Origin of the sequence: Mesorhizobium sp. M0563 (assembly GCF_040321065.1) — a bacterium.
In the GTDB taxonomy this organism is placed as follows: Bacteria; Pseudomonadota; Alphaproteobacteria; order Rhizobiales; family Rhizobiaceae; genus Mesorhizobium.
Genome location: NZ_JAMYQV010000008.1, coordinates 46,457 through 69,184, shown reverse-complemented (window position 1 = coordinate 69,184; position 22,728 = coordinate 46,457). Strand labels below are relative to the sequence as shown.

Annotated in this window: 20 protein-coding genes and 1 pseudogene; 18 read left to right on the top strand and 3 right to left on the bottom strand. The window is 62.6% G+C overall.

What is annotated here, in order from left to right; genetic code table 11:
• Positions 1-66 precede the first annotated feature (66 nt).
• From NKI50_RS13040 to trmB, 8 genes and pseudogenes are all read left to right on the top strand, one after another.
• On the top strand, positions 67-1,059 hold the full coding sequence (locus NKI50_RS13040) for a PhoH family protein (RefSeq protein ID WP_023719573.1): 993 nt from the start codon (positions 67-69) through the stop codon (positions 1,057-1,059).
• Positions 1,060-1,076: 17 nt separating this feature from the next.
• Positions 1,077-1,574, top strand: coding sequence for an rRNA maturation RNase YbeY (gene ybeY, locus NKI50_RS13035; RefSeq protein WP_352483242.1), 498 nt, complete (start codon positions 1,077-1,079; stop codon positions 1,572-1,574).
• Between the two features lie 28 nt (positions 1,575-1,602).
• Positions 1,603-2,676: a hemolysin family protein gene (locus tag NKI50_RS13030; protein WP_352483241.1), complete on the top strand. Its 1,074-nt coding sequence runs from the start codon at positions 1,603-1,605 to the stop codon at positions 2,674-2,676.
• 17 nt (positions 2,677-2,693) lie between these two features.
• Positions 2,694-3,151 (top strand): annotated as a pseudogene (locus tag NKI50_RS13025) (VOC family protein).
• 93 nt (positions 3,152-3,244) lie between these two features.
• Positions 3,245-4,831, top strand: a complete 1,587-nt coding sequence (lnt, locus tag NKI50_RS13020) for an apolipoprotein N-acyltransferase (protein ID WP_352716724.1) — start codon at positions 3,245-3,247, stop codon at positions 4,829-4,831.
• A gap of 137 nt (positions 4,832-4,968) precedes the next feature.
• The gene (locus tag NKI50_RS13015) at positions 4,969-5,388 is read left to right on the top strand and encodes a helix-turn-helix domain-containing protein (RefSeq protein WP_023719568.1); all 420 of its coding nucleotides are present in this window, start codon (positions 4,969-4,971) and stop codon (positions 5,386-5,388) included.
• 300 nt (positions 5,389-5,688) lie between these two features.
• Positions 5,689-6,978 (top strand): methionine adenosyltransferase, encoded by a 1,290-nt coding sequence (metK, locus tag NKI50_RS13010; RefSeq protein WP_023719567.1) that lies wholly within the window; start codon positions 5,689-5,691, stop codon positions 6,976-6,978.
• 11 nt (positions 6,979-6,989) lie between these two features.
• The gene (gene trmB / locus NKI50_RS13005; protein WP_352716722.1) at positions 6,990-7,691 is read left to right on the top strand and encodes a tRNA (guanine(46)-N(7))-methyltransferase TrmB; all 702 of its coding nucleotides are present in this window, start codon (positions 6,990-6,992) and stop codon (positions 7,689-7,691) included.
• 46 nt (positions 7,692-7,737) lie between these two features.
• Here the strand turns inward: trmB and NKI50_RS13000 are convergent, their stop codons facing one another.
• A complete protein-coding gene (locus NKI50_RS13000; RefSeq protein WP_023719565.1) occupies positions 7,738-7,902 on the bottom strand; it encodes a hypothetical protein in 165 nt (54 codons plus the stop codon).
• Positions 7,903-8,185: 283 nt separating this feature from the next.
• On the opposite strand from NKI50_RS13000, the gene rimP reads away from it, so the two are divergent.
• From rimP to NKI50_RS12950, 10 genes are all read left to right on the top strand, one after another.
• Positions 8,186-8,818 (top strand): ribosome maturation factor RimP, encoded by a 633-nt coding sequence (rimP, locus tag NKI50_RS12995; protein WP_352716720.1) that lies wholly within the window; start codon positions 8,186-8,188, stop codon positions 8,816-8,818.
• A 46-nt stretch (positions 8,819-8,864) separates the two neighbouring features.
• Positions 8,865-10,460: a transcription termination factor NusA gene (nusA, locus tag NKI50_RS12990; RefSeq protein WP_023719563.1), complete on the top strand. Its 1,596-nt coding sequence runs from the start codon at positions 8,865-8,867 to the stop codon at positions 10,458-10,460.
• 38 nt (positions 10,461-10,498) lie between these two features.
• Entirely contained in the window at positions 10,499-11,149 is a 651-nt protein-coding gene (locus tag NKI50_RS12985; protein WP_023719562.1) for an RNA-binding protein, read from the top strand.
• Positions 11,146-13,713: a translation initiation factor IF-2 gene (gene infB, locus NKI50_RS12980; protein ID WP_352716717.1), complete on the top strand. Its 2,568-nt coding sequence runs from the start codon at positions 11,146-11,148 to the stop codon at positions 13,711-13,713. Before NKI50_RS12985 ends, infB begins: the two co-directional genes overlap by 4 nt.
• A 124-nt stretch (positions 13,714-13,837) precedes the next feature.
• Positions 13,838-14,263: a 30S ribosome-binding factor RbfA gene (gene rbfA / locus NKI50_RS12975; protein WP_292653998.1), complete on the top strand. Its 426-nt coding sequence runs from the start codon at positions 13,838-13,840 to the stop codon at positions 14,261-14,263.
• On the top strand, positions 14,263-15,222 hold the full coding sequence (gene truB / locus NKI50_RS12970; protein ID WP_352716714.1) for a tRNA pseudouridine(55) synthase TruB: 960 nt from the start codon (positions 14,263-14,265) through the stop codon (positions 15,220-15,222). Before rbfA ends, truB begins: the two co-directional genes overlap by 1 nt.
• Before the next feature lie 146 nt (positions 15,223-15,368).
• Complete coding sequence (gene corA, locus NKI50_RS12965; protein ID WP_023719558.1) at positions 15,369-16,463, top strand: magnesium/cobalt transporter CorA; 1,095 nt, start codon at positions 15,369-15,371, stop codon at positions 16,461-16,463.
• 140 nt (positions 16,464-16,603) lie between these two features.
• Positions 16,604-16,915, top strand: a complete 312-nt coding sequence (gene rpsO / locus NKI50_RS12960; protein WP_280940423.1) for a 30S ribosomal protein S15 — start codon at positions 16,604-16,606, stop codon at positions 16,913-16,915.
• Between the two features lie 409 nt (positions 16,916-17,324).
• The gene (pnp, locus tag NKI50_RS12955) at positions 17,325-19,472 is read left to right on the top strand and encodes a polyribonucleotide nucleotidyltransferase (protein WP_023719557.1); all 2,148 of its coding nucleotides are present in this window, start codon (positions 17,325-17,327) and stop codon (positions 19,470-19,472) included.
• Between the two features lie 104 nt (positions 19,473-19,576).
• The gene (locus NKI50_RS12950; protein ID WP_352716712.1) at positions 19,577-20,590 is read left to right on the top strand and encodes a class I SAM-dependent methyltransferase; all 1,014 of its coding nucleotides are present in this window, start codon (positions 19,577-19,579) and stop codon (positions 20,588-20,590) included.
• A 36-nt stretch (positions 20,591-20,626) separates the two neighbouring features.
• On the opposite strand, the gene fabI is transcribed toward NKI50_RS12950, so the two are convergent.
• Both fabI and fabB read right to left on the bottom strand, forming a co-directional pair.
• A complete protein-coding gene (fabI, locus tag NKI50_RS12945) occupies positions 20,627-21,439 on the bottom strand; it encodes an enoyl-ACP reductase FabI (protein ID WP_352716710.1) in 813 nt (270 codons plus the stop codon).
• A 13-nt stretch (positions 21,440-21,452) separates the two neighbouring features.
• Complete coding sequence (gene fabB / locus NKI50_RS12940) at positions 21,453-22,673, bottom strand: beta-ketoacyl-ACP synthase I (protein WP_023719554.1); 1,221 nt, start codon at positions 22,671-22,673, stop codon at positions 21,453-21,455.
• Between the last annotated feature and the right edge of the window lie 55 nt (positions 22,674-22,728).

The window sequence follows — 22,728 nt, the reverse complement described above, 5'->3', positions numbered from 1 at the left end:
GAGAGACGGTTGAGCGCTGCTGAAGTGAAGAACCTGCCCCAGAACCTACCCTCGGGGGCCTCGGATATGGCGCACATCGTACTGACTTTCGACAACAACAAGCTTGCCAGCGCCCTTTACGGCCAATTCGACGAGAATCTGGCCAGACTCGAGCAGAAGCTCGGCGTCGACATCCGCTCGCGCGGCAATCAATTGACCATCAAAGGCTCTTCCTCGGCGGCCGAGCAGGCACGCCGCGCCTTGGACAATCTTTACGGAATTCTGCAGAAAGGCACCGATATCGGCCAGTCCGATGTCGACGGCGCTGTGCGCATGGCGATCGCCGCCGACGACCAACTGACGCTGCCGACACTGGAGCGCAAGGGCAAGGTGTCTGCCGCCCAGATATCGACGCGCAAGAAGACGATCTATGCCCGCTCGCTGAACCAGGACGCCTATATGCGCGCGCTGGAGCGGTCGGAACTCGTCTTCGGCATCGGCCCGGCCGGCACCGGAAAGACCTATCTGGCGGTGGCGCATGCGGCAATGCTGCTCGAACGCGGCATGGTCGAACGCATCGTGCTGTCGCGCCCCGCGGTCGAGGCCGGCGAACGGCTTGGCTTTCTGCCGGGTGACATGAAGGAGAAGGTCGATCCTTATCTGCGGCCGCTCTATGACGCGCTCTACGACATGATGCCGGCCGACAAGGTCGAGCGGGCGATTGCCGCCGAGGTCATCGAGATCGCGCCGCTGGCGTTCATGCGCGGCCGTACGCTGGCGCACGCTGCCGTCATCCTCGACGAGGCGCAGAACACCACGCCCATGCAGATGAAGATGTTCCTGACCCGGCTCGGCGAGAACTCGCGCATGATCGTCACCGGCGATCCGACCCAGATCGATCTGCCGCCAAACACCAAGTCCGGCCTGGTCGAGGCGCTGAGAATCCTCGACGGCGTCACCGGCATGGTGACGGTCCGCTTCAACGAAGGCGACGTCGTCAGGCATCCGCTGGTCGCCGAGATCGTCAAGGCCTACGACCGCGACGGCAAGCTGGCCAGGGGCTTGGGTGTCGAAGGCTGATATGATTATGCGGCCGCATGGCTGAGGAGCAAAAGGCGGGGGGGCCGCTTCCCGTCGAGATCGATATCGCGATCGAGGCCGGAGATTGGCCCGCCGAGACGACGCTGACGCGGCTGGTCGACCATGCCGTCTCGGCCGCCTTTGCCGAAACCGGTGCGGACGGGCGTTCCGAGCTCAGCATCCTCTTTTCCGACGATGCCCATATCCGCACGCTCAATGCCGGCTGGCGCGGCAAGGACAAGCCGACCAACGTCCTGTCTTTTCCGGCTTTTCCGTTTGCCCGGGGCGGGCCGCTGCCGCCGATGCTTGGCGACATCGTGCTGGCCGCCGAGACGGTCGCGCGCGAGGCGGCACTGGAAGACAAGCCGGTCGAGGACCATATCTCCCATCTCGTTATCCATGGCCTGCTGCATTTGCTGGGCTACGATCACGAAACCGACGCCGAAGCGGAACTGATGGAAGCGACAGAGCGCGCAGCACTTGCGAGGCTTGCCATTCCCGATCCCTACACGTAATTACAAAAGATCAATTGACCGGACGATGATGAACGACAAACCAGAGACTGCCGCCCGCCCCGATGCCGGCAGTGCGATCAAGCCTTCCGAAACGACGGAAGAGGGCTCGAGTCCGAGTACCACGACCGGCAGCTTCGCCAGCGAGGCATCGCCTGCCGGTCCTTCCCTGTTCGATCGCGTGCTCGGGCTTTTCAGGCACCGCAACGGCACCAGCCTGCGCGAGGAGATTGCCGGTGCGCTTGCCGAAACGGCGAGCGATGCGGAATCCTTCTCGCCCGGCGAACGCGCCATGCTCAACAATATCCTGCGTCTGCGCGAAGTGCGCGTCGAGGACGTCATGGTGCCGCGCGCCGACATCGAGGCGGTCGAGATCACCACGAAGCTGGGTGATCTTCTGGGGCTCTTCGAACAGTCCGGCCATTCCCGCATGCCGGTCTATTCGGAGACGCTCGACGACCCGCGCGGCATGGTCCATATCCGCGACGTGCTGGCGCACATCACCAAGGTCGCCCGCGTCCGAAAGGGCAGGACGACCAGGAAAACCGCGGTCGCAACGGTTCTCGATCTCGCCCAGGTCGATCTGGCGCGCACCATCGGCGATCTCAACCTGATCCGACCGGTGCTGTTCGTGCCGCCGTCGATGCTCGCCTCCGACCTGATGGGGCGGATGCAGACGACGCGCACCCAGATGGCGCTGGTCATCGACGAATATGGCGGCACCGACGGCCTCGTCTCGCTCGAGGATATCGTCGAGATGGTGGTCGGCGACATCGAGGACGAGCACGACGACGACGAGCCGATGATCACCCAGGCCGGCGAAGGCGTCTTCATCGTCGACGGCAAGGCCGAGATCGACGATGTCGCCAAGATGATCGGCGAGGATTTCGCCGCCGGCGAGCACGGCGAATATGTCGACACGATCGGCGGCATGATCTTCAACACGCTTGGCCGGGTGCCGGCGCGCGGCGAAGTGGTGCAGGCCATACCCGGCTTCGAGTTCCATGTGCTCGACGCCGACCCACGCCGCGTCAAGCGCGTGCGCATAGTCGAAACCCTGAAGGGCGAGCGCCGCCGCCGCGCCGCCCGCACCGAGCAGGCTTGAAAGACGCGGCTCGCCCGATGCCGATTGAGGACCCGTTCAAGCACTCGACACTGGGCTCCGGCGTCTTCTACCAGGATCCGCGGGCCGCATTGACATGGCTTGAAAAGGCTTTCGGCTTCGAGCCGAGCATGGTGGTCAGCGATACCGATGGCAGGCTCGTCCATTCCGAGATGCGGTTCGGCGACGGCTATATCATCATCGATTCCGAATGGGCCGACCATATAGCCAGCCCGGCTTCAGTTGCAGGCAAGAACACGCAGTCGGTCTATGCGGGATAGATGCCCACTGTGATCGTGCAAGGGCGGCGGGAGCCGAGATCGTCGAGGAGCCTGCCGACCAGTTCTACGGTGAACGGCAGTACAGGGCGCGCGATCCTGAAGGCCATGTCTGGACCTTTTCCCAGACTGTCCGCTCCGTCCCACGCGAAGAGGCTGAGCGGCTGGGCGGACTGAAGATCGAAGGCTGGCATCGATAGCTATGAGCGGACTTGTTCGCTCTTATCCGGTTTGGAGCCAAGGCCGCGGCCTGATAAATCATGCTTCCTGATTCGCACGACTCGGAAGCATAGATGGAGCGCCAGGCCGGCCGGATAATTCTGCTTTGGGGCTGGCGGCGCGCGCTGGTGGCGTTTCTTGCCGGCGCGCTGGCGGTTCTCGCTCAGGCGCCTTACGATTTCTTCGCCGTCTGTTTCGTTTCGTTCCCGCTGCTGGTGTGGCTTCTCGATGGCGCGACCGGCGAAGCCTCGGACGGTTTTCTGCGACGCTTGCTGCCGGCTTTCGCCATCGGCTGGTGGTTCGGTTTCGGCTACTTCCTTGCCGGTCTGTGGTGGGTTGGCTCGGCGCTTCTGGTCGAGGCCGACAGCTTCGCCTGGGCCTTGCCATTCGCGGTGGTCGGCATCCCCCTCGCGCTCGCCTTCTTCTATGGCTTCGCCGCCGTGGTTGCCCGGCTGTTGTGGAGCAATGACATCGGCCGCATCGCCGCGCTCGCCTTCGGCTTTGCGCTGGCGGAATGGCTGCGCGGCTTCCTGTTCACCGGCTTTCCCTGGAATGCCGTCGGCTATGCGGCGATGCCGGTGCCTTTGCTGATGCAGAGCGTGTCGGTGACCGGCATGATCGGCATGAATGCGCTTGCAGTCTTCGTCTTTGCACTGCCGGCCCTGCTTGCGGCGCGCCGGCATCTTTGCCTCGGCGTGGCATTGCTTGTCGTTCTGGTCGCTGCCCATACCGGCTTCGGCTATATCAGGCTCGCCGCCCCCGAAAAGCCGGCCGCCCGCAGCCTCGACGTCCGTATCGTGCAGCCTGCCGTCGACCTCACGGAAAAATGGGATGCCTCGGTGCGTGACCGCATCTTCGCCACCATGATGGGGCTTTCGGCCAAAGCGCCGGAACCCGGCCATGACAGGCCGCAGTTGATCCTGTGGCCGGAGACCTCCGTGCCGTTTCTGTTCACCGAACGTCCGGATGCCTTGCCTGCCATCGGAGAGATGCTCGGCGATGGCCAGATGCTGGTCGCCGGCGTCGTTCGCGAGGAAGGCGGCTCGGCGACCGGAAGCCGTTACTACAACTCGGTCGTGGCGATCGACGAAAGGGGCGAAATCGTCGATGCCGTCGACAAGGTTCATCTGGTACCGTTTGGTGAATACCTGCCTTTCGCCGATCTGCTCGGCCGCTTTGGGCTTGAGCAGCTTGTCGCCGGCCCAATGACCTTCGCGGCCGGCAATGAGCGGCACCCGATCACGCTGCCCGGCGGCATCCGGGCGCTGCCGTTTATTTGCTATGAGGTCATCTTTCCCGATCTGGTCGCGGTTGACGCCACGTCAGCCGAGCTTATTGTGAACGTCACCAATGACGCCTGGTTCGGCGACACGCCAGGGCCGTACCAGCACTTCAGGCAGGCGCAGATCCGGGCGGTGGAGAATGGGGTGCCCCTGTTGCGCGCGGCCAATAACGGCATTTCGGCCGTTGTCGACCCGCGAGGACGCATCGTCGACGCGCTGGCTATCGACGCACGCGGCGCCATCGATGTGCGTGTGCCGATCTCCAACCAAGCCATCGTTTCCTCCGGCCAACGACGCATTAACGGAATGCTGATCATGTTTTTGCTTGCCGTTGCGGCATGCATTTTGAACGTAAGGCAAAGGCTACGGGCGAATTGACAGCCGACACATTAGAAACTCATACTGTAAGCGCCTGAAAATTCTCGAAGTCGATAAGGTCGTTCTGTTGGGGCACGGGCCGCGGCGTCGTTTGGGCAGCAAAATAGAAAAAGCCGGAAAAATTCGGCGAGGAAAAAATGACAGAAGAAAACAAGAAAAAGCCGAATCCGATCGACATCCACGTCGGAAGCCGCATCCGGCTTCGCCGCAATATGCTGGGAATGAGTCAGGAAAAACTGGGCGAAAACCTCGGCATAACGTTCCAGCAGATCCAAAAGTACGAAAAAGGCACCAATCGCGTCGGCGCCAGTCGTTTGCAGGCAATCGCCTCGATACTCGGCGTTCCCGTCGCCTTCTTTTTCGAGGATGCGCCCGGTCAGGAGGCCGTGGGCAACCGTGGATTTGCCGAGGATGCGTCGATGACCTCCGCCGTCGAATTCTGCGGCAGCCCGGAAGGCCTCCAGCTGAACCGCGCCTTCGTCAAGATCGCCGACGTGAAAGTGCGTCGCAAGATCATCGAGCTTGTGAAGTCGCTCTCCGTCGACGAGGTCGATTGACTGGCCGTAGCCGGGCATGCAATTTCTCGTGGCTGAGTGCACCGTGGGATGTGCATTCCGCAGATGCGCCGACGCGCGGATCGATTTTGCTCGACATGCTTCCACGAAACCGTTCTCTTCAGCCTGTGAGTGCAAGAGATGAGGGTAGTGCGCCCTGCCGCCGTCTTCTGGACGCAAAGATAATAACGTCAAAATTCATGCTAGAACGGCTGCACGACTTGACGAGCGGCGCCCGGCACCGTTAACAACTGGCGCGCCAAAATCGGCGGCCTGCCGATATTTTTTCAAGAGGGGACACCCGTGACGCGGCACAATTATTTCTTCACCTCGGAATCCGTTGCCGAGGGCCATCCCGACAAGGTCTGCGATCGTATCTCCGACGAGATTGTCGATCTCGTCTACCGCGAGGCTAGAAAGACCGGCATGGACCCGTGGAAAGTCCGCGTCGCCTGCGAGACGCTCGCGACGACCAATCGCGTTGTCATCGCCGGTGAAGTGCGCGTCCCCGAGACGCTGCTCAAGAAGGACAAGGAGGGCAACGTCCTGAAGGATGCGGCCGGTCATCCGATTGTCAACCCGGCCAAGTTCAAGTCGGTCGCCCGCAAGGCAATCCGCGAAATCGGCTACGAGCAGGCCGGCTTCCACTGGAAGACGGCCAAGATCGAGGTCCTGCTGCACGGCCAATCACCGGATATCGGCCAAGGCGTCGACAACGCTTCCGACCGGCAAGGCGAGGAAGGAGCCGGCGACCAGGGCATCATGTTTGGCTATGCCTGCCGCGAAACGCCGGACCTGATGCCGGCGCCGATCTATTACAGCCACAAGATCCTCGAATTGCTGGCCGCTGCGCGCCATGAGGGCAGCGGTGATGCCGGCAGGCTCGGGCCGGATGCCAAGAGCCAGGTGACAGTCCGCTATGTCGACGGCAAAGCGGCGGAAGTGACGCAGATCGTGCTGTCGACCCAACATCTCGATGAGACGTGGGATTCGAAGAAGGTGCGCAACGTCGTCGAGCCCTATATTCGCGAAGCACTGGGCGACCTGAAGATCGCCGACAACTGCAACTGGTACATCAACCCAACCGGCAAGTTCGTCATCGGCGGGCCCGATGGCGACGCCGGCTTGACCGGCCGCAAGATCATCGTCGACACTTATGGTGGGGCTGCGCCTCATGGCGGCGGTGCTTTTTCTGGCAAGGACACCACCAAGGTCGACCGCTCGGCGGCCTATGCGGCGCGTTATCTCGCCAAGAACGTGGTTGCCGCGAAGCTCGCCGATCGTTGCACTATCCAGCTTTCCTACGCGATCGGTGTCGCCCAGCCGCTGTCGATCTACGTCGACCTCCACGGCACCGGCAAGGTCGACGAGGCAAAGCTCGAGCGTGCACTGCGCACCGTGATGGACCTATCGCCGTCCGGCATCCGCCGCCATCTCGATCTCAACAAGCCGATCTATGCCAAGACGTCGTCCTACGGCCATTTTGGCCGCAAGGCCGGCCGCGACGGATCCTTCTCCTGGGAGAAGACCGATCTCGCCAAGGCGCTCAAGGACGCTCTCGCCGAACCGGTCGCCGAAGCAGTCGCCGCCTAACCGCGGCGCCTATGGACCCGAAGGGCCGGCCAAGCCGTGCGACCGAGGCGTTTTTCGGTCGCCGGCGCGGCAAAACCATTCGACCGCAGCAGGCGGCGGCGCTGGAGAGCGGCTTCGCCGCCTACAGGCTCGATCTGACGGTTGAACCGCCAGCCGATCTGCGCAGCCTTTTCGAAGCCGAAGTTTCCGCTGTCCAGCTCGAAATCGGTTTTGGCGGCGGCGAACATCTTCTGCACCGTGCCACGGCCAGCCAGGCGACCGGCTTTATCGGCGTCGAGCCTTTCGTCAACGGCATGGCCAAGATGATGATGGCGGTCCGGGAGCGGCCGCTTGCCAATCTGCGCGTCTATGACGACGACGCCACACGCCTGCTTGACTGGCTGCCGCAGGCTTCGCTTGACGGCATCGACCTTCTCTACCCGGATCCGTGGCCGAAGAAGAAGCACTGGAAGCGGCGCTTCGTCAGCCCGGTCAATCTCGACCGCTTCGCGCGCGTCTTGAAGCACGGCGGAAAGTTCCACTTTGCGTCAGACATCGACAGCTATGTGAACTGGACGCTGCTGCATTGCCGGGCGCATGGCGCCTTCACGTGGCAGGCAAACGAAGCAGCCGACTGGCGTCGGCCCTATGATGGCTGGCCGGGGACGCGCTATGAGGCCAAGGCCATTCGCGAGGGCCGACGGCCCGCCTATCTCACCTTTGTGCGGAAATAGCAGGAAGTCCGAGCTGAGCGGCCGAAGGCTCTCCTGTTCACTTGGCTTAGAAGCGGCGGATTTTATCGAAGGCTGCCGGCTCCATGCCCAGATTGCGCAGATCATTCGCACGCGGCTTGCGACCGTTTTCCACAGCACGCGACGCTGCTACGGCGCTGCCAAACACGCTAAAAAAGTCGCCTATGGCTGAAAAAAATCCACGATTGTTCATGATCGGATCCTTCCGAGCGTAGTGAGCGCTCCAATTGTGCAATGCAACATAGATAGTCGTGCGTTGCCGGTGCTCAAAGGAGGATTACTGCATGGGCGCCATGCATTTGGCGCAGCGCTGCGGACTCGGAGCCTTGCCGTCATGCACGACGGGCTTGAAACGACGGCCACGATCGTCTATATCAGCTTCAAATTCTTGGTCGGTATGACGAAGAGTGGGTCCACCCGGTCCCGCTCTTTTTTATTACCTGCCGGCCAAGCAGGAATCGAACGACAGGGACCGAATGACAGTGACGGCAAGCGAAGGCGACGACCGCATCATCCGCGAAAGCGGCATCGATGCGCGCATCGCGCTGATCGTTCAGCCGGTACTGCGCACCATCGGTTTCCGCTTGGTACGTGTGCATCTGTCGGGCCAGAACGGGCTGACGCTGCAGATCATGGCCGAGCGCGAGGACGGCACGATGACTGTCGAGGATTGTGAAGAGGTCAGCCGGGCAGTATCGCCGGCGCTCGATGTCGATGATCCGATCGAGAAGGCTTATCATCTCGAAGTGTCGTCGCCGGGCATCGACAGGCCGCTGGTCCGCAAATCGGACTTTGCAGCCTGGACCGGCCATCTGGTGAAGATGGAAACGTCGGTTCTCGTCGCCGACCGCAAGCGCTTCAAGGGCAAGATCGCCGAAAGCGACGCGGACGGTGTGCTGATCGAGCGCGACAAGGCCGCTTACGGCGAGGAGCCGACGGTGCGTGTTCCCTACGATGCGATTGCCGAAGCGCGGCTGGTTCTGACCGATGATCTTATCCGCGATGCGCTGTCGAAGGATAACCGGGCGCGCAAGGAAGCCAGAAAACGCCGCGGCGAACCCGAAGACGCACCAGAGGGTGCGGAAGACGAAACCGAACAGGAAATGTGATTGGGCTGCCGGCCGTAAGGTCGGCAACAAGCTCGGGAGAAAGAAGATGGTTGTAAGCGCCAACAGGCTTGAACTGCTGCAGATCGCCGATGCGGTCGCGCGTGAAAAGTCGATCGACAAGTCGATCGTCATCGCCGCTATGGCCGATGCGATCCAGAAGGCCGCGCGCTCGCGCTACGGCCAGGAAACCAATATCCGGGCCGATATCAATCCGAATACCGGCGAGATGAAGCTGCAGCGGCTGATGGAAGTGGTCGAGAAGGTCGACGACTACGCGACGCAGATTGCCATTTCCTCGGCGCGCGAGCGCAATCCGGACGCCCAGCTCGGCGATTTCATCGCCGAACAGCTGCCGCCGATGGATTTCGGCCGCATCGCCGCCCAGTCGGCCAAGCAGGTCATCGTGCAGAAGGTGCGCGAGGCCGAGCGCGACCGGCAATATGACGAGTACAAGGACCGTATCGGCGAGATCGTCAACGGCACCGTCAAGCGTGTCGAATACGGCAACGTCATCGTCGATCTCGGCCGCGGCGAGGCGATTATCCGCCGGGACGAGCTGATCCCGCGCGAAAACTATAAATATGGCGATCGCGTCCGCGCCTACGTCTATGACGTGCGCCGCGAACAACGCGGCCCGCAGATATTCCTGTCGCGCACCCATCCGCAGTTCATGGCGAAACTGTTCACCATGGAAGTGCCGGAAATCTACGACGGTATCATCGAGATCAAGTCGGTCGCCCGCGATCCGGGTTCGCGCGCCAAGATCGCTGTCATCTCCCGTGACAGCTCCATCGATCCGGTCGGTGCCTGCGTCGGCATGCGCGGCAGCCGCGTCCAGGCGGTCGTCGGCGAATTGCAGGGCGAGAAGATCGACATCATTCCGTGGTCGCCCTCGGCCGCGTCCTTCATCGTCAATGCATTGCAGCCGGCGGAAGTCGCCAAGGTCGTGCTCGACGAGGATGCCGAGCGCATCGAGGTCGTCGTCCCCGACGACCAGCTGTCGCTGGCCATCGGTCGCCGCGGCCAGAACGTCCGTCTTGCCTCGCAGCTCACCGGCTGGGATATCGACATCCTGACCGAGCAGGAAGAGAGCGAACGGCGCCAGAAGGAATTCGTTGAACGGTCGTCGCTGTTCATGGAAGCCCTCGACGTCGACGAGATGGTCGGCCAGGTGCTCGCTTCCGAAGGCTTCACCAGCGTCGAGGAGGTCGCGTATGTCGATTCCGGCGAAATCGCGTCGATCGACGGCTTCGACGAGGACACGGCTTCGGAGATCCAGACCCGCGCCCGCGAATATCTGGAGAAGATCGAAGCCGAGCATGACGAGAAGCGCAAGGCGCTCGGCGTTAAGGACGAGCTGCGCGAGATTCCCGGCATCACCACCGCCATGATGGTGACGCTCGGCGAGGACGGCGTGAAGACGATCGAGGATTTCGCCGGCTACGCCGCCGACGACCTGACCGGCTGGAAGGAACGCAAGGACGGCGAGACGAAGGTATTCCCGGGTGTGCTCGCCAACCACGGCGTGTCGCGCGCCGATGCCGAGCAAATGGTCTTGGCCGCTCGCCTGAAGGCTGGCTGGATCACCGAAGACGAGCTTGCCGCCGAGGGCGTGCCGGCTGACGAAACCGTCGGTGCGTGAGGTGAAACCGCATCGCACCGAACCCGCCCTTGGACGAGATGAACGATCGCACCTGCATCGTCACCCGCAGGCAAGCCGAACCGGATGAGCTGATCCGTTTCGTCGTCGGCCCGGATTCGGCCGTCGTTCCGGACATCAAGAGAAACCTGCCCGGCCGCGGTTGCTGGGTGACCGCCGACCGCCTACATATAGACAAGGCAGCGGCGAAAAACCTGTTTGCCCGTGCTTTTAAGGCGCAGGTGACCGTGCCAGCCGATCTTGGCGGCATGGTCGACGCGCTGCTTTCCAGGTCCGCTCTGGGCATGCTTGGCCTGGCCCGCAAGGCGGGCGCCATAGCGCTCGGAGCGACCAAGGTCGAGAGCGCCGTGCGCGGCGGACTTGCACTTTTCGTGCTCCACGCGACCGAGGCTTCCGACGATGGCGTCCGCAAGATAAGCCAGGCGCGACGGGCAACCGTCCACCTCGGCGGGCCTGCGATCCGCGCTTACAAACTTTTCTCCGAGGCCGAGTTGAGCTTGGCATTGGGGGGTACAAATGTGATACATGCTGCCGTTCTCGCGGGAGACGCGGGCAGGGCGGTCCAGAAGCGCATGGTTGCGCTCGACCGATATCGGGGCGGTTCCCCGGACGATCTGGCAATGCTTGCGGCCGTTGCTGACGAAGATGATGCCGCAGAGGATATGGAATGAGCGATACGAAATCGGGCGACGACAAGACGCTGAGTGTTACGCCGAAGAAGACCTTGACGCTGAAGCGCCCCGGTATGGAACAGGGCACGGTGCGCCAGAACTTCTCGCACGGCCGCACCAAATCGGTGGTTGTCGAGACCAAGAAGCGCAAGTTCTCGCTGCCCGGCGACAAGCCGGAGCCGGCGGCAGCGCCTGTGTCCGTCTTCACGCCGAAGCCGGTCGCGGCAGCGCCTGCCGTGCAGGAAGCCCCCAAGGCGCCGCCGCCTCCGCCGCCGGTCGAACGCGGCGGCATGGTGCTGAACGAGTTGTCGCGCCAGGAAATGGAAGCACGCCGCCGGGCTCTCGAGGGCTCGAAGCTCCGTGACGTCGAGGATCGCCAACGCGCCATCGAGGAGGCCAAGCGCCGCAGCGAGGACGAGGAGCGCCGCCGCCGCGAGCGCGAGGAATCGGCTCGCCGTCAGGCCGAGGAAGAGGCACGGCTGCAAGCCGAGGCTGAATCCCGCCGCCGTGCCGAGGAAGAGGCACGCCGCCGTGCGCCGCTGGCCGCCGAACTGGCGACAGTCGATGACGAGGAAGAGGTCAAGCCGAAGCGGACCGGTGCCGGCGCACCAGTGCGCCGTCTGGTCACGCCCGAAGTGGCGCGTCCGGCCAAACCGACCAAGGGCGAGGAAGACCGCCGCCGCGGCAAGCTGACGCTGAATTCGGCGCTTTCCGACGAGGATGCGCGCGCCCGCTCGCTGTCGTCGATGCGCCGCCGTCAGGAGAAATTCAAGCGCGCGTTGCATAATGAGCCACGCGAGAAAGTCATGCGTGAAGTGATCCTGCCCGAAACCATCACCATCCAGGAGCTGGCGCAGCGCATGTCCGAGCGCGCTGTCGACGTGGTCAAGTTCTTCATGAAGCAGGGCCAGATCCTGAAGCCTGGCGACGTCATCGACGCCGACACGGCCGAACTCGTCGCGACCGAATTTGGCCACACGGTCCGCCGCGTCGCCGAGTCCGACATCGAAGAGGGCTTGTTCAACATCGCCGATCGTCCCGAGGACCTGCAGCCGCGTCCGCCGGTGGTAACCATCATGGGCCATGTCGATCACGGCAAGACCTCGTTGCTCGATGCCATCCGAAATGCCAACGTGGTGTCCGGCGAAGCCGGTGGCATTACGCAGCATATCGGCGCCTATCAGGTCGAGAAGAACGGTAACAAGATTACCTTCATCGACACGCCCGGCCACGCCGCCTTCACGGCGATGCGTGCCCGCGGTGCCCAGGCGACCGATATCGCCATCCTGGTGGTGGCGGCCGACGACAGCGTGATGCCGCAGACGATCGAATCGATCAACCACGCCAAGGCGGCCGGCGTTCCGATCATCGTGGCGATCAACAAGATCGACAAGCACGACGCCGACCCGCAGAAGGTGCGCTCGGAACTGCTGCGCCATGAGGTGTTCGTCGAATCCATGGGCGGCGAGGTGCTGGATGTCGAGGTGTCGGCGACCAAGGGCATCAATCTCGACAAGTTGCTCGAAGCGATCCTGCTGCAGGCCGAAATCCTCGACCTGAAGGCCAATCCGGACCGCACCGCCGAAGGCGTTGTCATCGAAGCCCAGCTCGACAAGGGCCGCGGCCCAGTCGCAACCGTGCTGGTGCAGACCGGCACGCTGATGCCGGGCGACATTCTCGTCGCCGGCAACGAGTGGGGCCGGGTGCGCGCGCTGGTCAACGATCGCGGCGATCAGGTCAAGGAAGCGCCGCCGGCAATGCCGGTGGAAGTCCTCGGTCTGCAAGGTACGCCGCTGGCCGGCGACCGCTTCGCCGTTGTCAACAACGAAGCCCGCGCCCGCGAGATCACCGAATATCGCCAACGTCTGGCGCGCGAGAAGGCGGTGGCCAGGCATGCCGGCCAGCGCGGCTCGCTTGAACAGATGATGTCGCAATTGCAGACCAGCGGATTGAAGGAATTCCCGCTGGTCATCAAGGGCGACGTGCAGGGCTCGATCGAGGCGATCAACGCGGCGCTCGACAATCTCGGCACCGACGAGGTGCGCGCCCGCATCGTCCATGCGGGCGCCGGCGGCATCACCGAAAGCGACGTGTCGCTGGCGGAGACCTCGGGGGCTGCGATCATCGGCTTCAACGTTCGTGCCAATGTGCAGGCGCGTGCGGCCGCGGCTGCGGCAGGCATCGAGATCCGCTACTATTCGATCATCTACAATCTCGTCGATGACGTTAAGGCGGCGCTCTCCGGCCTGCTATCACCGGAGCGTCGCGAGACCTTCATCGGCAATGCCGAGATCCTCGAGATCTTCGACATCACCAAGGTCGGCAAGATCGCCGGCTGCCGTGTCACCGAAGGCAAGGTCGAGCGTGGTGCGGGCGTGCGCCTGATCCGCGACAACGTCGTCATCCACGAAGGCACGCTGAAGACCCTGAAGCGCTTCAAGGACGAGGTTTCGGAAGTTCCGGGCGGTCAGGAATGCGGCATGGCCTTCCAGAACTACGAGGACATGCGCGTCGGTGACGTCATCGAGTGCTTCCGCGTCGAGATGGTAACCAGGACGCTCTGAGTTCGAGCGTCTTGAGTTCGAGCATCTATTGAGACCGGGCGGTGGTCGAAAGGCCGCCGCCCAAACCATATGAGACATGCGGCGCGGTTCCATCCCGCGCTTCACGATTTCAGGACCGAGGAAAATGCCCCGTTCGACCCCGTCAGGCCCATCCCAGCGCATGCTGCGCGTCGGCGAGCAGGTGCGCCATGCGCTATCCGAAACCTTGCAGCGCGGCGAGATCCTCGATCCGCTGATCGAGAACACAGTGGTCTCGGTCTCCGAAGTGCGCATGTCGCCCGATCTGAAGATCGCCACCGCCTTCGTCTCGCCGCTCGGCGCCAAGGATGCCGGTGCGGTGGTCGAAGCGCTCAACAAGCATGCGAAGTTCGTCCGCGGCCGCGTCTCCGGCGCCCTTCGGCAGATGAAGTACATGCCGGAATTCCGCTTCCGGCTCGATACCAGCTACGATAATTTCCAGAAGATCAACGAATTGCTGCACTCGCCCGAAGTGGCGCGCGATCTCAGCGCCGACGACAAAGACAAAGACGACCGGAAGGATAGCGAATAGTGGCGCGCCGCGGCAAGAAGAAGGGCCGGCCGATCTCGGGCTGGCTGGTACTGGACAAGCCGGTCGGCATGGGCTCGACCGAAGCCGTCTCCAAGATCAAATGGCTGTTCCAGGCGGAAAAGGCCGGCCATGCCGGCACGCTCGACCCGCTGGCGTCGGGCATGCTGCCGATCGCGCTTGGCGAGGCGACGAAGACTGTGCCTTACGTCCAGGACGGCGCCAAGGTCTACCGCTTCACCGTCGCCTGGGGCGAGGAGCGTTCGACCGACGACCTCGAAGGCGCGGCGACCAAAAGCTCAGACCTCCGTCCGGCGGAATCCGAAGTGCTGGCGCTGCTTTCGAAATATACCGGCGTGATCATGCAGACACCGCCGCAATTCTCAGCGATCAAGATCGCCGGCGAGCGCGCCTACGACCTTGCCCGCGACGGCGAGACGGTCGACATTCCGGCACGCGAGGTCGAGATCGGCCGGCTCGACCTGGTCGAGCACATGGCCGATCGCACCATCTTCGAGGTCGAATGCGGCAAGGGCACCTATGTCCGCTCGCTGGCGCGCGACATGGGGCGCGACCTTGGCTGTTTTGGTCACATCGCCGAGCTGCGGCGGGTCGAGGTCGAGCCGTTCACGCAGGAAGATTTCGTCACCTTGGCCGAGCTGGAGGCCGCCCGCTTCGGCGAACAGAGCGAGGACGCTTCGCAAGCAGCGGACGCGCCGATCGACTTCGGTGCCATCGATGCACTTCTGGTCGACACCGCCGCGGCGCTCGAATGCTTGCCGCAGGTTGCGATCAGCGACGATGCGGCAACCAAAATCCGCCTCGGCAATCCGGTCATCATTCGCGGCCGTGACGCGCCGGTAGAAGCTGAGGAGGCCTGCGCCACCGCGCGCGGCAAGCTGGTCGCCATCGGCGCCATCGAGCAAGGCATGTTCAAGCCAAAGCGGGTCTTTGTCGGGTAACAGCTGTCGCCCGGCGCATGATCTCCAAACCGGATTCTATTTTGGGAAAGGATCATGCGCTAAATCAACAGGGCTACGGCGTCGTTTGTCGTCCGAAAAGATGCGCTGTGCTGTAGTGCCGTTCGACGCTGCACTCGAGGGGGCACATGGCAAAGGCTGACACGGTCAACAAGCGAGCGGCGCTCAAAACACGGCGGCCACCGGTCGGGGCTTCGCCGGGCACGCTGATCGCCGACCCGGCGGCGCGCCGCTCCGAGCTCAGGCTGACATTGATCTCGCCTGAGAAGTTCAAGACGATCGACAATGCCAGCATCGACGACGTCAACACCCATTGCCACAATTGGCCGATCATCTGGCTCGACTGCACAGGCCTCGCCAACATCCAGCTGATCGAGGAGATCGGCGGGATCTTCAACCTGCATCCGCTGGCGCTGGAAGATGTCGTCAACACCGGTCAGCGGCCCAAGGTGGATTTCTTCGAGGACCATGCCTTTGTCGTCGTCAGGATGATCGACGATGTCACCGCCCATCGTTACGAACAGATCGCCGTCTTCTTCGGCAAGAACTTCGTCGTCACCTTCCAGGAGCGCGAAGGCGACCCGTTCGATCCCGTGCGCAAGCGGATCGCGAGCTCGGTGCCCAACCGCTTGCGCTCGCGCGGCGCCGACTATCTCGCCTATGCTTTGATCGACGCCATCGTCGACAGCTATTTCCCGCCGATCGAGGCTGCCGGCGAATTGGTCGACAGCATCGAGGACCAGATGCTGAACCAGGCGCACAAGCACCAGATGCGGCAGCTTCACGAATTGCGGCGCGACGCCAATGTGCTGAAGGGCGTGCTTTGGCCGATGCGCGACGCGCTGGCGACCATGATCCGCAACGACGTCTCTTATGTGAAGGCCGAAACCAAATTATTCCTGAACGACACGCTGGATCATTCGCTGCGATTGATCGAACTGGTCGAAACCCAGCGCGATATGCTGACCGGCCTGATCGAGATGCACCTGTCGCTCAGCCAGGCGCGCACCAACGACGTCATCAGCTATTTGACCATCGTCTCGGTGATCTTCATGCCGCTCACCTTTCTCGTCGGCGTATGGGGTATGAATTTCGACCCCGACACCTCGCCCTGGAACATGCCGGAGCTGAAAGCCTATTACGGCTATCCCCTGTCGCTCGTCTTCATGGCGATTGTTGCGGTCGGGCTCTACGCATACTTCAAATGGAAGAAATGGCTCTGACCATGCGGAAGTGCCCGTTTATGCAGCAAAAAGCCGGCTTGTGAATTGGGCTGGCCTTTTTGTCGGAATTGCACTATATGCGCCGCAGCTTCGCGCTTTGACGCGTTGCTTGCACCGGCCCCTGCTGGACGACATCCCGGCTGAGGGCGTCCCGTTTCCTCAAACAGACAAGGAAAAACACGATGTCGATTACTGCCGAACGCAAGAAGGAATTGATGGGCGAATTCGCAACCGCCAAGGGCGATACCGGGTCTCCGGAAGTCCAGGTGGCCATCCTTTCCGAGCGCATCAAGAACCTGACCGATCATTTCAAGGACCACAAGAAGGATAACCATTCCCGCCGTGGCCTGCTCGCTCTCGTTTCCCAGCGCCGCAGCCTGCTTGATTATCTCAAGCGCAAGGACGACGCGCGCTATCAGACGCTGATCGAGAAGCTCGGTCTGCGCCGTTGACGAATTGACCGGCGGGTTCTTTCGAGAGCCCGCCGGTCGCGCATTGGAGCATCGGATCATCCAAGGCTCCAATGAAGAAAGCAGAGCGCCGCGCACCGGTTTGGATGCGCAAAGGACGCTCTGAAGTTTTAGATTTGCGCAGGATACTTTCCGAAAACCTGGTTTTCGGGTTCACGCGCAAGGCCAGTCGGATCGATTGGCCAACCCGGTTTCGAAACAGCAGAGGGCCACTCGAAACCGCCCATGGACGGTCATGGGGCAGGATTGCAGGACGCTCGTGCGGCAAATGCGCCGAATAGCCGAGCTTCCCGTTGTCTTGCCCGTGGCTGCCCGAGAAAGGAAGCCAAGGGAAAGGGGCATCCGCGCACGCTGAAACGGCGCGGCCCTTTCCGCATACGAAGGACAAGATATGTTCAATTACCACAAAGTGGAAATCGAATGGGGCGGCCGTCCGCTCATTCTCGAAACCGGCAAGATCGCACGTCAGGCTGACGGCGCGGTGCTGGCCACCTATGGCGAAACCAAGGTTCTCGCCACCGTCGTCTCGATGAAAGAGCCGAAGCCCGGCCTCGATTTCTTTCCCCTGACGGTCAACTACCAGGAAAAGACTTACGCCGCCGGCAAGATCCCGGGTGGCTATTTCAAGCGTGAAGGCCGTCCGAGCGAGAAGGAAACGCTGGTTTCCCGCCTGATTGACCGCCCGATCCGCCCGCTCTTCGCCGAAGGCTACAAGAACGACACCCAGATCGTTGTCACCGTCGTCCAGCACGATCTCGAAAATGATCCGGACATCCTGTCGATCGTCGCCACCTCCGCCGCACTGACCTTGTCCGGCGTGCCGTTCATGGGCCCGGTTGGTGGCGCCCGCGTTGGCTACATTAACGGCGAATACGTGCTCAACCCGCATGTCGACGAGATGCAGGAATCGAAGCTCGACCTGGTCGTCGCCGGCACCGCCGACGCCGTGCTGATGGTCGAGTCCGAAGCCAAGGAACTCGGCGAGGATCTGATGCTCGGCGCCGTCATGTTCGGCCACAGGGGCTTCCAGCCGGTGATCGACGCGATCATCAAGCTGGCCGAAGTCGCCGCCAAGGACCCGCGCGATTTCACCGCGCCGGACTATTCCGCGCTTGAAGCCGAGATGCTCAAGATCGTCGAAGGCGAGCTTCGCGATGCCTACAAGATCACCGACAAGCAGAAGCGCTATGCCGCCGTCGACGCCGTCAAGGCGAAGGTCAAGGCTGCGTTTGCGCCGGCAGAAGGCGAAGAGGCCAAATACACGTCCGAACAGATCGGCACCGTGTTCAAGGAACTCCAGGCCAAGGTCGTGCGCTGGAACATCCTCGACACCGGCTCGCGCATCGACGGCCGCGACCTGAAGACGGTCCGCAAGATCGTCTCGGAAGTCGGCGTCCTGCCGCGCACACACGGCTCGGCGCTGTTCACTCGCGGCGAGACCCAGGCGCTGGTCGTCGCCACGCTCGGCACCGGCGAGGACGAGCAGTATGTCGATTCGCTGACCGGCATGTACAAGGAGAAGTTCCTCCTGCACTACAATTTCCCTCCCTATTCGGTCGGTGAAACGGGCCGTATGGGTTCGCCCGGCCGCCGCGAAATCGGCCACGGCAAGCTCGCCTGGCGCGCCATCCGGCCGATGCTGCCGACCGCCGACCAGTTCCCCTATACGTTGCGCGTCGTTTCGGAGATCACCGAGTCCAACGGCTCGTCCTCGATGGCTACCGTCTGCGGCACCTCGCTGGCGCTGATGGATGCCGGTGTGCCGCTGGCCAAGCCGGTCGCCGGCATTGCGATGGGCCTGATCAAGGAAGGCGAGCGCTTCGCCGTGCTCTCCGATATCCTCGGCGACGAGGACCACCTCGGCGACATGGATTTCAAGGTTGCCGGCACCGCCTACGGCATCACCTCGCTGCAGATGGACATCAAGATCGAGGGCATCACCGAGGAGATCATGAAGATCGCCCTCGACCAGGCCAAGGATGGCCGTCAGCACATTCTCGGCGAAATGGCCCATGCGCTGTCCGGCGCGCGTGCCGAGCTCGGCGAGTTCGCGCCGCGCATCGAGGTCATGCACATCCCGACCGACAAGATCCGCGACGTGATCGGCTCGGGCGGCAAGGTCATCCGCGAGATCGTCGAAAAGACCGGCGCCAAGATCAACATCGAGGATGACGGCACGGTCAAGATCGCTTCGGCCAACGCCAAGGAAATCGAGGCGGCGAAGAAGTGGATCCACACCATCGTCGCCGAGCCGGAAGTCGGTGAAATCTACGAAGGCACGGTCGTCAAGACCGCCGACTTCGGCGCTTTCGTCAACTTCTTCGGTCCGCGTGACGGCCTCGTCCACATCTCGCAGCTCGCCAATGATCGCGTCGCCAAGACCTCCGATGTGGTCAAGGAAGGCGACAAGGTCTGGGTCAAGCTGATGGGCTTCGACGAGCGCGGCAAGGTCCGCCTGTCGATGAAGGTCGTCGACCAGGCCACCGGCAAGGAAATCGCCCGCGATAAGAAGAGCGAAGGCGAAGAAAACGCCGCCTAAGCGGGGTTGCGTTCCGTCGAACGCATAAAGCAATCGAAGCGGGCGCGCCGGAAGGTCGCGCCCGTTTGCATTTCAACAACAGCCTTGCAGTTCAAGAGTGGTGAATGTCCGCCGAGCCGCTGAAGACGCTTTTCCATCCTTTCGAGGCCGGGACCGTTTCCCTGCCGCGAAAGGATGAACATATTCTTTTTCTCGGTGCCGAGCCCGGCTTTCGCTTGCTCGAAGGCTTCGATGCCAAGCTTCATCTCGTCCAAGGCTTCAGGCCGCATTTTCGCGCCTTGCAGGCGTCCGGCTTCACCGTCACGCCGCAAGTGGAAGGCAAGGCTTTCGACGCGGCGCTAGTGCTCGCTGGCCGCCATCGCGGACAAAACGAGTTGCGCGTCGCAGAAGCGATCGAGCACGTGGCATCAGGCGGGTTGATCGTCGTCGCCGGCGGTAAGGACGATGGTATCGCCAGCCTGCGCAAGCATGTCGGCGCCCTTGTGCCGCCCGAAGGCCACCTGCCGAAGCATCACGGCATTGCCTTCTGGTTTCGCCGGCCGGCCGATACCGTTGCCGCGGCAACGCTTCGCGCCGCCAATCCGGACTTGGTGGTCGAGGACCGCTTCCGCACGGCCCCAGGCATGTTTTCGTTCGACAAGATCGATGCCGGATCGAAGCTGCTGGTCGAAAATCTGCCCAACGATCTGCGTGGCAGCGTTGCGGATTTCTGTGCCGGTTGGGGCTATGTCGCCGCCGAAGTCGCCGCCCGCTCACCCGGCATATCGGCGCTTGACCTTTACGAAGCGGATTTCGAGGCGCTGGAGGCGGCGAAGGTCAATGTCGGCAACACAGGCCTGGAGCCACGTTTCTTCTGGATAGATCTTTTGAGCGAGCCGGTCGAGCACCGCTACGATGTGATCGCCATGAACCCGCCCTTTCACCGCAGCCGGGCGACTGAGCCCGAAATCGGTGCCGGCATGATCCGCGCGGCAGGCAAGGCGCTGAAGCCGGGCGGCCGGCTGTTCATGGTGGCGAACCGTCAGCTTCCCTACGAACCGGTGCTGGCGGCCGCCTTCTCCAGCCATGCGGAGCTCGCCCGCGACGGCATGTTCAAGGTCTTCTCGGCGCGACGCTGAAACGCTGCGGGGCAAGCCGGCGACACGTCGCTCGCGCTATTCCCGCCCGCCGTCGGTTTGCTTCAACTCGTCAAGCGTCGGCATGGACACGATGTGATAGCCGGAATCGACATAGTGGATTTCGCCGGTGACGCCGGAGGACAGATCGGACAGCAGATAGAGCGCTGAGCCGCCGACTTCGTCGATTGTCACCGTGCGGCGTAGCGGCGAGTTGCGCTGCTGGTAGGAGAACATGTGGCGTGCGTCGGAAATCCCGGCGCCGGCAAGCGTCCGCACCGGTCCAGCCGATATGCCGTTCACCCTGATGCCGCGCGGGCCGTAGTCGTTGGCTAGATAGCGGACGCTGGCCTCCAGCCCGGCCTTGGCGACGCCCATGACGTTGTAGTTCGGCATGACGCGGACCGAACCGGCATAGGTCAGCGTGATCATCGAACCGCTATCCTTCATCAACGTGGCGGCGTGACGGGCGACCTCGGTGAAGGAGTAGCAGGAGATCACCATGGTGCGGATGAAGTTGTCGCGGCTGGTGTCGGCGTAGAGGCCTTTCAGCTCGTTCTTGTCGGAAAAGCCGATGGCATGGACGACGAAATCCAGCCCGCCCCACGCCTTGCCCAAAGTCTCGAAAGTCGCGGCGACCGATGCGCTGTCCTCGACGTCGCAAGGTACCACCAGCGATGCGCCCAGTTTCTCGGCGAGCGGCTTGACGCGGCGCCCGAAGGGCTCACCCTGATAGGTGAAGGCGAGATCCGCGCCATGTTCGGACAGTTTGCGGGCGATGCCCCAGGCGATCGAATGATCGTTGGCGACGCCCATGACAAGCCCGCGCTTGCCCTTCATCAATCCGTCCATGGTCGGCAAATCCTTATGCGGAATAGCGCTGGAAAATCAGCGTAGCGTTGGTGCCACCGAAACCGAACGAATTGGACAAAACGGTGTCGATCCTGGCTTCGTCGATGCGCTTGCGCACGATCGGCATGCCTTCGAATTCCGGATCGAGGTTGTCAATGTGGGCGCTCTCGCCGATAAAGCCGCCTTGCATCATCAGGATCGAGTAGATCGATTCCTGCACGCCGGCCGCACCCAGCGAATGACCGGTCAGCGATTTGGTCGACGTGATGAAAGGCATCTTCTCGCCGAACACCTCGCGGATGGCGCCCATTTCCTTGGAGTCGCCGACCGGCGTCGAAGTGCCGTGCGTATTAATATAGTCGACCGGCGAGGACACCGTTGCGAGCGCCTGCTTCATGCAGCGAGCCGCGCCTTCGCCCGACGGCGCCACCATGTCGTAGCCGTCGGAGGTGGCGCCATAGCCGACGATCTCGGCATAGATCTTGGCGCCGCGTGCCTTGGCATGCTCGAGCTCTTCAAGAATCAGCACGCCGGCGCCGCCGGCAATGACGAAACCGTCGCGATCGACGTCGTAGGCGCGCGAGGCGACTGATGCCCTGTCGTTGAACTTGGACGACATGGCGCCCATGGCATCGAACAGATCCGACATCGTCCAGTCGAGATCCTCATGACCGCCGGCGAAGACGATGTCCTGCTTCCCCCACTGGATCAGCTCGTAGCCATTGCCGATGCAATGCGCTGACGTCGAGCAGGCCGATGAGATCGAATAGTTGACGCCGTGGATCTTGAACCAAGTGGCAAGCGTCGCTGAAGCGGTCGACGACATCGCTTTTGGCACCGCGAACGGGCCGATCCGCTTGGGGCTGCCGTTTTTGATCGTCGTCTCGGCCGCTTCGACGATTGCACGGGTCGACGGTCCGCCGGAGCCCATTACGATGCCGGTGCGCTCGTTGGTGATGTCGGTCTCGTCGAGGCCGGCGTCTGCGATCGCCTGGTCCATCGCGACATGGTTCCAAGCAGCACCTTGCGACAGGAAGCGCATGGCGCGACGGTCGATCATTCCCGACGGATCCAGCGTCGGCGCTCCCCACACCCGGCAACGGAAGCCATGCTCGGCGAAAGAGTCGGAAAAGCTGATGCCGGACCTGGCATCATGCAAGGAGGCCTGCACCTCGTTGGCATTGTTGCCGATCGACGACACGATGCCGAGACCTGTGACTACGACCCGTCTCATTCGCAACTCCTTCCAGCACGGACCTCCGAAACCTGATTAAGTTTCCGGAACGGAA

What these genes read in the sequence shown, in the direction of transcription:
- fabB (WP_023719554.1), bottom strand. Translation starts at nt 22,673, where the DNA reads ATGAGACGGGTCGTAGTCACAGGTCTCGGCATCGTGTCGTCGATCGGC.
- NKI50_RS13030 (WP_352483241.1), top strand. Translation starts at nt 1,603, where the DNA reads ATGAACGACAAACCAGAGACTGCCGCCCGCCCCGATGCCGGCAGTGCG.
- nusA (WP_023719563.1), top strand. Translation starts at nt 8,865, where the DNA reads ATGGTTGTAAGCGCCAACAGGCTTGAACTGCTGCAGATCGCCGATGCG.
- lnt (WP_352716724.1), top strand. Translation starts at nt 3,245, where the DNA reads ATGGAGCGCCAGGCCGGCCGGATAATTCTGCTTTGGGGCTGGCGGCGC.
- ybeY (WP_352483242.1), top strand. Translation starts at nt 1,077, where the DNA reads ATGGCTGAGGAGCAAAAGGCGGGGGGGCCGCTTCCCGTCGAGATCGAT.
- NKI50_RS13015 (WP_023719568.1), top strand. Translation starts at nt 4,969, where the DNA reads ATGACAGAAGAAAACAAGAAAAAGCCGAATCCGATCGACATCCACGTC.
- trmB (WP_352716722.1), top strand. Translation starts at nt 6,990, where the DNA reads ATGGACCCGAAGGGCCGGCCAAGCCGTGCGACCGAGGCGTTTTTCGGT.
- NKI50_RS12950 (WP_352716712.1), top strand. Translation starts at nt 19,577, where the DNA reads ATGTCCGCCGAGCCGCTGAAGACGCTTTTCCATCCTTTCGAGGCCGGG.
- rimP (WP_352716720.1), top strand. Translation starts at nt 8,186, where the DNA reads ATGACAGTGACGGCAAGCGAAGGCGACGACCGCATCATCCGCGAAAGC.
- NKI50_RS13040 (WP_023719573.1), top strand. Translation starts at nt 67, where the DNA reads ATGGCGCACATCGTACTGACTTTCGACAACAACAAGCTTGCCAGCGCC.
- fabI (WP_352716710.1), bottom strand. Translation starts at nt 21,439, where the DNA reads ATGGACGGATTGATGAAGGGCAAGCGCGGGCTTGTCATGGGCGTCGCC.
- corA (WP_023719558.1), top strand. Translation starts at nt 15,369, where the DNA reads ATGGCAAAGGCTGACACGGTCAACAAGCGAGCGGCGCTCAAAACACGG.
- pnp (WP_023719557.1), top strand. Translation starts at nt 17,325, where the DNA reads ATGTTCAATTACCACAAAGTGGAAATCGAATGGGGCGGCCGTCCGCTC.
- infB (WP_352716717.1), top strand. Translation starts at nt 11,146, where the DNA reads ATGAGCGATACGAAATCGGGCGACGACAAGACGCTGAGTGTTACGCCG.
- NKI50_RS13000 (WP_023719565.1), bottom strand. Translation starts at nt 7,902, where the DNA reads ATGAACAATCGTGGATTTTTTTCAGCCATAGGCGACTTTTTTAGCGTG.
- rbfA (WP_292653998.1), top strand. Translation starts at nt 13,838, where the DNA reads ATGCCCCGTTCGACCCCGTCAGGCCCATCCCAGCGCATGCTGCGCGTC.
- NKI50_RS12985 (WP_023719562.1), top strand. Translation starts at nt 10,499, where the DNA reads ATGAACGATCGCACCTGCATCGTCACCCGCAGGCAAGCCGAACCGGAT.